Consider the following 12,191-nt stretch of genomic DNA (forward strand, 5'->3'; position numbering starts at 1 on the left):
CTCGCCTATAATTCAGCATTTGCAGATAAACGGCATCAAGGGATGGGCGTGGGCTATTTCATCACATTCGAAGGCATCGAGGGGTGCGGCAAAACCACCCAGATCAAGCTGTTGGCCGAACATCTGAGGGCAGCCGGCCGGCGTGTCACACAGACACGGGAGCCGGGCGGCTGTGCCATTGCCGACCAGATTCGCCGTATCCTACTGGACGCCGACAACCGCGCCATGCTGCCCCACGCCGAGCTTTTACTCTACGCCGCTGCCCGTGCCCAGCATGTGGGCGAGGTCGTCAAGCCGGCCCTGGATGCGGGGGGCGTGGTGCTGTGCGACCGCTTCACCGACGCGACCATCGCCTATCAGAGCAACGGCAGGGGTATCGACCGCGAGACCGTCGACACCCTGAACACCCTGGCATGCGGAGGGGTGCGCCCCGACCTGACCCTGCTGATCGATTGCGAACCGGTTCAGGGTCTTGAGCGGGCGCGCCGCAGGATAGATGCCTCCAGCGGCCCCCGTGAGGAGCGTTTTGAGTTGGAGGCCCTGGCCTTTCACCAGCGGGTCAGGGACGGTTACCTGGCCCTGGCTGCCGGAGAGCCGCACCGTTTCCTGATTGTGAACGGCAGCGATACGATTGAGCGGATCGCCGCCGCCATCGCCCGGCAGGTGGTCTCGCGCATGGAGGAACAGCACCATGCCGTTCGCTGACATCATAGGGCATGAGCGGGTTGTGGAGGTATTCCGCCGCGCGCTCCGATCCGGGAAGACCTCCCACTCCTACCTGTTCGAGGGGCCGGCCGGCTGTGGCCGCAAGACGACCGCCCGCGCCCTGGTGCAGGCAATGTTCTGCACGGAGCGGGAGGACGACGCCTGCGGCGTTTGCGCCTCGTGCCGCAAGGTGGCTGCCGGTTCCCATGCCGACATCCATTACATCGAACCGGACGGCCAGTTCATCAAGATCGAACAGGTCAGGGAGCTGCAGCGCGACTTGTCCATGCGCCCCTACGAGGCGCCGCGCAAGGCCTGCATCATCGAGTCGGCCGAACGCTTCAACCCGTCAGCCGGCAATTCGCTGCTCAAGACCCTGGAAGAGCCGCCCGGCAATGCCATCATCATCCTGCTGACCGAGAACGCCGGCATGTTGCTGCCGACCATCCGTTCCCGCTGCCAGTTGATCCGTTTCTCGGCCCTATCCACCGAGAACGTTCGGCTGCTGCTGGAACAACACAGCATGGCTCCCGAGACGGCCGAACTGCTGGCCCCCATGTCCGGGGGGAGTATCCAGCGTGCTCAGGAGTTGGACAACGATACCCTGGGTAACCGCAAGGAGACCCTGTTGGCGCGCCTTTCCGCTCTTGACCGGAACAGGATCGCCACGATCTTCGACGCTTCCGAGGAATTGGGCACCAGCCGGGACGAGACCCTGGAAACCCTGGATATGCTCATCTCGTTCATGCAGGACACCGCCCACCTGGCAGCCGGCAGCAATGCCATCGTCAACGCGGCTGTTCGCCCGGCGCTGGAAGGCTTTGCCGCCAAATGGCCCCTGCAGCGGACGCTGCAGATACTGGAAGATAGCATGGAAACCCGGCGGGCGGTCCAGCGCAACGCCAACAGCAAGCTCGCCCTGGACCGGCTGTTCATGCGGATCGCCGCCACGGCGTGCTAAATCACAACGAATCGGTCCGGGGCGCCGGTTTATACGGCGCTCGCATCGGACGCTTGGAATAAAGGAGATATTTTGCCACGAATCGTAGCCATACAATTTTCAACCGCCGGCAAGCTGTATGATTTTGACGCCGGCAACCTCGATCTCGCCACCGGCGACAAGGTGGTGGTGGAGACCGAACGGGGCCTGGGAATCGGCACCGTTTTGCGGGAGCCGGCCGAACGCAGCGAGGGGGTGCCCGAAAACCTGGTCACCATCCGGCGCAAGGCCACACCGGACGACATGGCGACCCAGGAACGCAATCGGCAGCTGGAAAAAAGCGCCTTCGACTTCTGCCTCAAACGGATCATGGAACGCGCCATGCCGATGAAGCTGGTGCGGGTTGAATACCAGTTCGACAGCAGCAAGGCCGTGTTCTATTTCACCGCCGACGGCCGGGTCGATTTCCGCGACCTGGTCAAGGATCTGGCCCATACCTTCCACACCCGCATCGAGATGCGTCAGATCGGCGTGCGCGACGAATCAAAGATGATCGGCGGGATCGGCATCTGCGGCCGGGAGCTGTGCTGCTGTTCATTCCTGCGCGACTTCCAGCCGGTGTCGGTCAAGATGGCCAAGGAGCAGAACCTGGCCTTGAACCCCAGCAAGATATCGGGGCAATGCGGCCGTCTGCTCTGCTGCCTGGATTACGAGTACGAAACCTATTGCTGCCTGCGGAAAAACTTCCCCAAATGCGGGAAACGGGTCCGCACCCCCGCAGCCGCCGGCGTCATCGACAAGATCAACATCCTGACCGGCAACATCACGCTCAGGCTCGACGACAACAAACAGATCACCATCAGGCGTGACGAAATCCTGAGCGACAACGCCGCCGATGCGCTTCCCAGCACGCCCGCGGCTGCTCCGGCACCGCAGCCCGAGGCCCGCCGCGAGCAGCGTGAACGCAGGCACCACCAGCGGCAGCCGTCATCCCCGACGCCGGCCCCCCAGCAGAAGGACGAGACGCGGGAGGAAAGCAAGCGCGCCGCTGTTGCGCCCCCTCCCCCGGCCGCCGAGGTCGGAGGCGACGAGGCGCAGGATGGCCAGAAGAAACAGGAAGGGCGCCGCAGAAACCGGCACCGCAAACACGGCCACCGCCGCAAACAGGGCGACAAGCCCGATACCAGCACAACTCCAACGCCAAACACCCCGGGAGCATGACATGAAACCTACGTTCTACCTCACCACGCCCATATACTACGTCAACGACGTGCCCCACATCGGCCACGCCTACACCACGGTGGCGGCCGACGTCCTGGCCCGCTACAAGCGCCTCATGGGATACGACGTCTATTTTCTGACCGGCAGCGATGAGCACGGCCAGAAGGTGGAAAAGGCCGCGACAACCGCCGGCGAAACGCCCCTGGAGCTGGCCGACCGTGTGGTGAAGCGTTTCCAGGCGCTCTGGGAGCGGTTGGGCATCTCCAACAACGATTTCATCAGGACCACCCAGGAGCGCCACAAAAAAGGCGTGAGCCATATCTTCAAGGACCTTCTCGAAAAAGGCGACATCTACCTGGGCGAGTACGAAGACTGGTACTGCACCCCCTGCGAAACCTTCTGGACCGAAACCCAGTTGATCGACGGCCGCTGTCCCGACTGCAACCGGCCGGTGGAAAAGCTGAAGGAAGAGTCCTACTTCTTCCGCATGAGCAAGTACCAGGACCAACTCCTGGCCTATATCGACTCCCACCCCGACTTCATCCAGCCCAAGAGCAAGCGTAACGAGATCATCTCATTCGTCAAGGAGGGGCTGCGCGATCTGTCCGTGTCGCGTACCACCTTTACCTGGGGCATCCCGGTGCCGGGCAACGACAAGCATATCGTCTACGTCTGGTTTGACGCCCTGACCAACTATATTACGGCCCTGGGCTATCCCGAAGCCACCGAAGACTACCAGCGTTTCTGGCCGGTCAACGTGCACCTGATCGGCAAGGACATCCTGCGTTTCCACGCCGTTTACTGGCCCACCTTCCTGATGGCGGCCGGTCTGCCCCTGCCGGAAAAGGTCTTTGCCCACGGCTGGTGGACCATTGAGGGCCAGAAGATGAGCAAGAGTCTGCAAAACGTGGTCGAGCCCAACATGCTGATCGACAAGTACGGCGTGGACGCGGTCAGGTACTTCCTGCTGCGCGAGGTGCCTTTCGGCCTGGATGGCGACTTCTCCCACCCCGCCCTGGTCCAGCGGATCAACTCCGACCTGGCCAACGACCTGGGCAACCTGCTCAGCAGGTCAACGGCCATGGCGGTCAAGTATTTCAACGGCATCCTGCCCGCCCCGGGGGAATTGAACGCAAGCGACCTGGCGCTGAAACGGCGCACCGAAGAGATGATCGTCACCATGGAAACCTGCATGAACGACCTAGCCTTCAGCAAGGCGCTCCAGGCCATCTGGGAGGTGATCTCGGCGGGCAACAAGTACATCGACGAATCGGCTCCCTGGACCCTGGCCAAGGACCCGGCACTCAAGGGACGGCTGGCCACGGTCATGTACTGTCTCCTGGAGTCCCAGCGCATCGTACACATCATCCTGACGGCCTTCCTGCCGGCCACGGCGAAGAAGGCGCTTGCCAGCCTGGGATGCGGGGAGGAGAAGGAATTGGCCGGTCTGACCTGGGGCGGGCTGAAGGAGGGTACGGTGATTACCAAGACCGAAGCCCTGTTCCCGAGGATCGAAGGATAAATTCGCCTCTCACGGAGGCACGAAGAGAATCCAGAATGCAGGCGGCAAGATATTTCCCAAAGAAAAAGCCCCCCTTGGACAAAGGGGGGCTTTGCTTTGTTCGCGGTGCAATCCCCCTCAGTCCTCCTTTTTCAAAGGATGAAGACAAACAGCACCTCTGTCTCGGTTATAGTACTGAAATTTTCATGTAACCAAAGGTAGTTCCCAGGTTTACACGTTTTTCTCTGTGCCTTTGCGAGCTCTGCGAGAGACGAATTTTATCTTTAAAGATTTTTCCCGCACTTACCTCCGCCTGACCCGGAAACCGGCCTTCTCCATGGCACTGAGATCGAGGCCGGTTTTCGTTTTCACTTCCTGCGTTACCGCCTCCGGCTTTGGGCTGCGCGGGGACTTTGGCTTGCCCCCGCCCGCCTCGGCCTCCTTGATGGAAAGCGCGATCCGCTTGCGCTGCGCATCCGCCGACAGCACCTTCACCTTGACCACCTGCCCCACCGCGACCGCGTCGTTCGGGTCCTTGACATAACGGCTTGCCAGGTGGCTGACGTGCACCAGGCCGTCCTGGTGGACTCCGATGTCCACAAAGGCGCCGAAGGCGGTCACATTGGTTACCACCCCCTGCAGTATCATCCCTTCCTGAAGATCGGTTATCTCCCGGATATCGTCCCGAAAACTGGCGGTCTGAAACTGGCTGCGCGGGTCGCGGCCCGGCTTTTTCAACTCCTCCAGGATGTCCCGCAGGGTCGGCATGCCGACGCCGTCGCTCACGTAGCGGCGCAGGTCGATACCGGCCGCAAGGGCCGGATCGGCGGCCAACTGGGCCAGGCTTACCCCCTGATCCGCAGCCATGGCCTCCACCAGCAAATAGCGTTCGGGATGCACGGCGGTGTTGTCCAAGGGATGGACGCCGTTGCGGATGCGGAGAAAGCCTGCTGCCTGTTCAAAGGCCTTGGCCCCGAAACGCGGCACATCCAGGAGCGCCTTGCGGGACGGGAAGGCTCCCTGACGGTCGCGGTGGCCGACAATCGCCTTGGCCAGGGCCGGCCCCACGCCGGAAACGTAGGAGAGCAGCGCCCAGGAGGCGGTGTTCAGGTCGACTCCAACGTAGTTGACGCATGACTCCACCACATCGTCCAGGGCCTTCTTCAACATGGTCTGGTTCACATCGTGCTGGTACTGCCCCACGCCGATACTCTTGGGATCGATCTTGACCAGCTCGGCCAGGGGATCCTGGAGTCGCCGGGCGATGGAGATGGCGCCCCGCACCGTCAGGTCCAGGTCGGGGAACTCCTCCCGGGCGATATCCGAGGCCGAATACACACTGGCCCCTGCCTCGCTGACCATCACCACCGGCACATGCCTGCCCGCCTCCGCCAGCGTATCCTTGGCAAACAGCTCCATCTCGCGACCGGCCGTGCCGTTGCCGATGGCGATCATCTCGATGGCGTGCGCCTCCACCAGACGCAGCAGATCCTGCCGGGCTTGGGGCACCCGCGCCGCTCCGGTGTGGGGGTAGATGGTGACATGTTCCAGAAAACGCCCGGTGCCGTCCACCGCAGCCAGCTTGGAACCGGTGCGCAACCCCGGGTCGATGCCCAGCACCCGCTTGCCGCCTGCGGGGGGCGCCAACAACAGGTTGCGCAGATTGCCGCCGAAGACCCGGATGGCCACCTCGTCGGCCAGATTCTTGGCCTCCAGACGCAGTTCCACCTCGATGGAGGGGGCGATCAGGCGTTTGTAGGCGTCTTCGGCCACCCCTTCCAAAAGCGGGGTAAAGATACTGTCGCCATGGATCAGGCGGGACTTCAGGCCGGCCAGAATCTGCTCCAGCGGCGCCGTGACGGTCAGAAAGAGCACCTCTTCCTTCTCGCCGCGGCGCATGGCCAGCATGCGGTGGGAGGGAATCGCCTTCAGCGGTTCCTGATAGTCGTAGTACATCTCGAACTTGGTGACCTGCTCTTTTTTGTCGGCAGCCACCCGCGAGTTGAACACCCCCTGTTCCCAGGTCAAACGCCGTACCATGGCCCGGGCATCGGCGTCGTCGGACAGCCGTTCGGCCAGGATATGCCCGGCGCCTTCCAGGGCGGCGGCCGCGTCCGGCACCCCCTTGTCGGGGTCCACATAGGCCAGGGCCGCATCCTCCGGCGTTCCGGCGGTCGCCCCTTGGGCGGCCATCAGGTCGGCCAGGGGCTCCAGTCCCCGTTCGCGGGCAATGGTGGCCTTGGTGCGCCGTTTGGGCTTGTAGGGGAGGTAGAGGTCCTCCAGTTCGGTCTTCTGGCGGGTAGCTTCGATCCGTTCCCGCAACTCCGGGGTCAGTTTTCCCTGTTCCTCTATGGACTTGAGGATCGTCTGCTTGCGTTCCTCAAGTTCGCAGAAATAGGCGAAACGCTCTTCAATGGCACGGATTTGCACCTCATCCAGCTCGCCGGTGTGTTCCTTGCGGTAGCGGGCGATAAAGGGAACCGTGGCCCCCTCTTGCAGGAGTTCAACGGTGTTTGTGACCTGCGGTGGCGTGAGGGAGGTTTCTTCGATGATTGCGCGAATGATCGTAGTAAGATGATCTTTGCTGACGGGCATATTGCTTCCTGTTCTTTTGTGTTTTTGGGGGCGTGCATACTACAACAGCGTGCGGGAAATGGGAAGGGGGAGCATACGCAAATGGGTTACAAAAGGCGGATGACCTGTAAAATCATGGCGTCATCACAGCCCTACTTGTCGTAGCGCCACTTGAAGTTGACGACCTTGCAACCGGGCATTGCCCGGCGGAAATTGTTCAAGCCTTCTTCGCTGATCTTGGTGCCGCTGCAGGTCAACCATTTCAGCCCCGGGAGGCCGGTCAGCTTATGGAGTCCCTGGTCGCCGACCGCGGTGTGGTAGATGTAGACGCGTTGCAGTTCTTCAAGCGAAGCGAGTTGGGCCAGCCCCTCCTCGCTGATGGTGGTATTGGAGAGGCACAACTCCTGAAGTCCCGTAAGGCGCGTGACATGCGGCAGGGCGCTGTCGTCGATATCGTTCAGGAACAGGGCCTGAAGATCCTCCGGCTGCATGCCGTCCAGAAAATCCAGCCCATTGCCGTCTACCCCCTTGACGTCCAGCCGCACCCCCTTGCCCAGGAACACCTCCTTGACGCCCCGCGCGCTCCCCAGCCATTGCCAGTCGCGGTAGTCCGTCGAGCCGATGTTGCGCACATAGAGCGTACCGTAGCTCTTATCGGCAGGAAAGCGGATGACCCGCGTTTTCACATGGGGGGAATTCGATGTCTCGGCCACGGCTTCCTCACCCCGCAGTACCGAAAGCCGTTTGCGCAGGTGAGCGATATCCTCGTCCGCCTTGGCGACCATCTCGGCCAAAAGATCGATGCCGTCGGCCTGGGCCTCGGCCACGCGCAGTTTGAAGCGATAGATGTCCGTCTGCTTCAACTCGTCGATCTGGAGGATGACGGCGTGGATATTCTGCTGGAGCCGGGCGATCTGGCGGATAACCCGCACCAGTTCCGAGGCGACGTCCTTGCCTGAAACGGTTTCGGTCCCCACCTCCCAGTCCCAGAACAGTTCTTCAAGGGACTTGCGGTCGCCCGATTCGTAAGCCTGGTTGGCAACCGCCATCAACTCCTGGCGCCGCAGGCGGTCCGCCTCGTCCGAGGCCAGGTCGGGATGCACCGCCTTGGCGACCCCGCGATAGAGCGACTTGATGCTCATGGAAGAGGTGTCGGGCGGTCCCTCCTCCTCATCGTCCAAGAGGTCGGTCGTGCGCTGAAAATGGCTGAACGTCTGTTCGTCCGGCGGCTGTTCCTGGCGGGGGGACGCCTTTTCCGTGCCGAGGATGCCGTTCAGCTGCCATTCCAGCTCTTCCAGCACGGTGATCCGACCGCCCACGGTATCCTCGTAGAGCTGCTCAAAGGTGCGGATCTCGGCCTTGAGGCCGGAAAACATCCGTTCCCAGTCGTTCAGTTCCAGTTGATAGCGTTTTGCTTCACGCTGTTTGCGTTCAAGTTCGACCTCTTCCGGGGTCTTCAAACGATTATGGAAGGGGGGTGTCATGGGGGCGTCCCCCGGCTCACCATCTGTTCACGGGATTGACGTGCCAGCGGCAAGGTGATGCGACGCTGTTCGGCCATGGAAAGACGGAACAGCGCCTCAAAGGTCTCGATCAGGGCGCCGACCTCGCGGCTGGCGGTCATCAGGATATAATCGACCACATCGTCCGGCACCCGCACCTGGCGGTCATCGGCGATTTTTTTCAGGATCATGCGCCGGGAGTGGTCGTCGGAGGCATCCACGCGGGCAACCAGACCCCACAAAAGGCGCGAGATCAGGTGGTCGTCCAGGTGGGGCAGTTCCCGCGGCGGCAGGAGACCGGCCAGGACAACCTTCCGGCCGCTGGCGTAGAAATCGTTGAACACCTGCCACAAGGCGGCCCGCAGGGAGGCTTCGTCAGGCAGCAGGTGCAGGTCGTCCACCACCAGGGCCGAGGCTCCGTTGAAGTGTGCGATCAGGTCCTGGGCGGAAAAGCGGTCGCGGCACGACAGGTAGCAGGCGGTTTCAGCGGGACAGAGGGAATGGGCGATGGATTGAAGAAGATGCGTCTTGCCGGAACCGGCCGGACCGTGCAGATAAAGCAGATTTTCGGCATCGGAGGTGTCGGCTATGCGCCGGGCGAACTGGAGCGCCGCGGCATTGCCGTCACAGACGACGAAGCTGTCGAAGCTGTATGCGGGTGTTATGGGAAAATCGAAAAACTGCTGCATGGTCAGAATAGGTTCCCCTGGGATGATTCGGGCGCTATGCGGTCGAAGTGCAGGTAGGCGGCGCGGGTGGCGACCCGGCCGCGCGGGGTGCGGTTCAGGAAGCCGTTCTGGATCAAAAACGGTTCGTACACATCCTCGATGGTGTCGCTCTCCTCGCCAATGGCCGCAGCGATGGTATCCAGCCCCACCGGGCCGCCGGTGAACTTGTCGATGATCGTGAGAAGGATCATGCGGTCCATCTGGTCGAAGCCCATCTCGTCGATCTCCAACAGCTTGAGCGTCTCCTGAACGACCGCCCGGGTGATGACGCCGTTGGCCCGCACCTGGGCAAAATCCCGGACCCGCCGCAGGAGGCGGTTGGCGATGCGGGGGGTGCCGCGGCTGCGCCGGGCAAGCTCGATGGCGCCCTGGGATTCGATCTCCATACCCAGGATGTGGGAAGAACGGCTGATGATGGTGGCCAGTTCCGGTTCGGTGTAGAACTCCAGACGCGAGATCACGCCAAAGCGGTCGCGTAGCGGCGAGGAGAGCAAACCGGCCCTGGTGGTGGCCCCTACCAGGGTGAAACGGGGCAGATCGAGCTTGATGCTGCGGGCGCTCGGTCCCTGGCCGATGATGATGTCCAGTTGAAAATCCTCCATGGCCGGGTAGAGGATCTCCTCCACCACGTGGGACAGCCGGTGGATCTCGTCGATGAAGAGCACGTCGTGCGGTTCCAGGTTGGTCAGGATGGCCGCCAGGTCGCCGGGGCGCTCGATGACCGGTCCGGAGGTGGACTTGATGTTGACCCCCATCTCGCAGGCCACGATATTGGCCAGGGTGGTCTTCCCGAGGCCGGGAGGGCCGTAGAGCAGGACATGGTCCAACGCCTCGCCCCTGCCCTTTGCGGCATCGATGAACAGCCGCAGGTTGCCCTTGATCTTTTCCTGGCCGATATAGTCCGCCAGGGCCCGGGGCCGCAGGGTGGCATCGAACTGGAGATCGTCGTCGCTTTTTTCGGGTGTTATGGCGCGCTGCTGCATTGCTACTCCGCTGTTATCGTACCGGCATGAACCGCTAGACTATGGCCTATTTTGCAACAATTGTCAAAGGAGGAGTACCGCTTTTCACGACGCGTTTTTGCCAATAAATGCATGGAATTTGTGGCCGGCTATGCTAGTCTATAAAATAATAGCGCGCGGTTAATGCTTTGCCTGTTCCGGGGCGAAGAGAGAGGACGTGCGCAAGGGGGTGTACGCCATGAAAACAATTATTGCCGGACTGCTGTTGTTGCTTGCCGGGACAGCCATTTGCGCCGATGATACGCCGTTCGTCGTGCCCATGGACAAGGACGGCGTCCAAAGGGTGGAGGTGCTGGGGGGGGACTATTTCTTCAAACCCCGCCACATCGTGGTCAAGATCAACCAACCGGTGGAGATGCTGGTGCGCAAGGACGGCTGGTTCATCCCCCACACCATCGTCATTGATGCCCCGGAGGCCAGCATCAAAGTAAATGTATCGCTTTCCCGCGACCCGAAGGTCATCGCTTTCACCCCCACCAAGGTGGGCAGCTATCCGTTCTACTGCGACAAAAAGCCGCCGTTCCTTGCCAGTCACCGGGACAAGGGAATGGAAGGCATCCTGGAGGTCGTTGAGTGAAAGTAATCTTCATCCACCCCCACGGCAGCAACTTCATGCCGGGCGTGCAGGACATCACCACCATCTTCAACATCATGCCCCCCCTGGGGATCATGAGTATCGCCGCCTGGCTCGAGCGCCACGGCATCGAAGTCGAGATCATCGACTGTTATGCAACGCCTCTGGGGGTTAACGACCTGGCCGATGAGGTCATCCGCCGCCGCCCCGACGCGGTGGGATTCTCCACCACCACCTCCGCCTTCCGGGAGGGGTACCGCATCGCCAGTGCCATCAAGGAACGGGACGCCCGGATCGTCACGGTCTTCGGCGGCGCCCACCCCTGCACCATGGGCGCGCCGCTCCTGGATGACTTCCCGGCCATCGATTACCTGGTGATCGGCGAAGGGGAGCAGACCATGCTGGAGCTGGCCCAGGCCGGTTTTAAGGGGGTGGAGTCCCTGCCCGGCATCGCCTTCCGCCGCGACGGCAAAGGCGTGCTCACCAGCCAGCGCGACCTGATCGCCGACCTTGACGACCTTCCCTTCCCCGCCTATCACCTGCTGCCCGGCTTTCCCGAACGCTACACCCTGCCGCTGTTCAGTTTTCCCACGGCCCCCAACACGAGCATCATCTCCAGCCGCGGCTGCCCCTATGCCTGTTCCTACTGCGACCGGTCGGTATTCTCCCGCGGCTTCCGTTTCAACTCGCCCGAATACATCGTCGAGCACGTGGCCATGCTCAACCGTGACTACGGCATCCGCCACGTCTTTTTCTACGACGACCTGTTCACCTTCGACCGCACACGGGTGGCCGAATTCTGCGACCTCAAGGCGAAAAGGGGGCTCAAGGTTACCTACAACTGCATCGCCCGGCTCGAACACGTGGATGAGGAACTCCTGGCGTTGCTCAAGCGTTCCGGCTGCTGGCAGGTCAACTTCGGCATCGAATCGGGCGACCCGGAGGTCCTCAAGAAACATCGCAAATTCTACGGTCTGGACGAGGTCGGCAAAAAGCTGCAAATGGTCAAGAAGGCGGGCATGCGCGTCAAGGGGCTCTTCATGATCGGCTTGCCGGGGGAGGACGAGGCCGCCATCCGCCGCACCATCGACTACGCCCTGTCTCTGCCGCTGGAAGAGATCAACGTCACAAAATTCACCCCCTTCCCCGGCGCGCCGATCTACAAGACCATCCGCGAGCAGGGGGAGTTCGACGAGAACTGGGAGCTGATGAACTGCATGAACTTCGTCTTCGTGCCTGCGGGGATGACCAAGGAGCAACTGGAAAGGCTCTACAACGAATTCATCCGCCGTTTCTACCATCGCACCCGCATCCACTGGGGCTACACGAAGATGCTCTGGAAATCGCCCCACAGCATCCTGGTATTCCTGCGCCATCTGCCGGAGATACTGGCCTTCGAGCGGAAGCAGAAATGGTGATGACAC

General features: G+C 61.8%; 10 protein-coding genes. 6 read left to right on the forward strand and 4 right to left on the reverse strand.

From position 1 onward, the window contains the following. Positions 1–48: 48 nt before the first annotated feature. From tmk to metG, 4 genes are all read left to right on the forward strand, one after another. Positions 49–705, forward strand: coding sequence for a dTMP kinase (gene tmk, locus F6V30_RS13400; protein WP_151157441.1), 657 nt, complete (start codon positions 49–51; stop codon positions 703–705). Further along, complete coding sequence (gene holB, locus F6V30_RS13405) at positions 692–1,666, forward strand: DNA polymerase III subunit delta' (RefSeq protein WP_151157442.1); 975 nt, start codon at positions 692–694, stop codon at positions 1,664–1,666. The genes tmk and holB overlap by 14 nt, the downstream gene beginning before the upstream one ends. A gap of 72 nt (positions 1,667–1,738) precedes the next feature. Then, complete coding sequence (locus tag F6V30_RS13410) at positions 1,739–2,866, forward strand: PSP1 domain-containing protein (protein WP_151157443.1); 1,128 nt, start codon at positions 1,739–1,741, stop codon at positions 2,864–2,866. Between the two features lies 1 nt (position 2,867). Next, positions 2,868–4,388 carry a methionine--tRNA ligase gene (metG, locus tag F6V30_RS13415; RefSeq protein WP_151157444.1) on the forward strand — a complete coding sequence of 507 codons (1,521 nt, stop codon included), beginning with the start codon at positions 2,868–2,870 and terminating at the stop codon, positions 4,386–4,388. Positions 4,389–4,670: 282 nt separating this feature from the next. Here the strand turns inward: metG and F6V30_RS13420 are convergent, their stop codons facing one another. The 4 genes from F6V30_RS13420 to ruvB form a co-directional block, all read right to left on the reverse strand. Continuing rightward, a complete protein-coding gene (locus F6V30_RS13420) occupies positions 4,671–6,962 on the reverse strand; it encodes a Tex family protein (protein WP_151157445.1) in 2,292 nt (763 codons plus the stop codon). A gap of 131 nt (positions 6,963–7,093) precedes the next feature. Continuing rightward, positions 7,094–8,425: a J domain-containing protein gene (locus F6V30_RS13425; protein ID WP_151157446.1), complete on the reverse strand. Its 1,332-nt coding sequence runs from the start codon at positions 8,423–8,425 to the stop codon at positions 7,094–7,096. Beyond that, entirely contained in the window at positions 8,422–9,132 is a 711-nt protein-coding gene (locus tag F6V30_RS13430; protein WP_151157447.1) for a DnaA/Hda family protein, read from the reverse strand. The genes F6V30_RS13425 and F6V30_RS13430 overlap by 4 nt, the downstream gene beginning before the upstream one ends. A 2-nt stretch (positions 9,133–9,134) precedes the next feature. Continuing rightward, positions 9,135–10,154: a Holliday junction branch migration DNA helicase RuvB gene (gene ruvB, locus F6V30_RS13435; protein ID WP_151157448.1), complete on the reverse strand. Its 1,020-nt coding sequence runs from the start codon at positions 10,152–10,154 to the stop codon at positions 9,135–9,137. 217 nt (positions 10,155–10,371) lie between these two features. On the opposite strand from ruvB, the gene F6V30_RS13440 reads away from it, so the two are divergent. Together F6V30_RS13440 and F6V30_RS13445 are read left to right on the forward strand one after the other, a co-directional pair. After that, complete coding sequence (locus F6V30_RS13440; protein WP_151157449.1) at positions 10,372–10,770, forward strand: cupredoxin domain-containing protein; 399 nt, start codon at positions 10,372–10,374, stop codon at positions 10,768–10,770. Next, positions 10,767–12,185 (forward strand): B12-binding domain-containing radical SAM protein, encoded by a 1,419-nt coding sequence (locus F6V30_RS13445; protein WP_151157450.1) that lies wholly within the window; start codon positions 10,767–10,769, stop codon positions 12,183–12,185. Before F6V30_RS13440 ends, F6V30_RS13445 begins: the two co-directional genes overlap by 4 nt. Positions 12,186–12,191: the final 6 nt, after the last annotated feature.

Source organism: Oryzomonas sagensis, assembly GCF_008802355.1.
GTDB classification, from domain to species: Bacteria; Desulfobacterota; Desulfuromonadia; order Geobacterales; family Pseudopelobacteraceae; genus Oryzomonas; species Oryzomonas sagensis.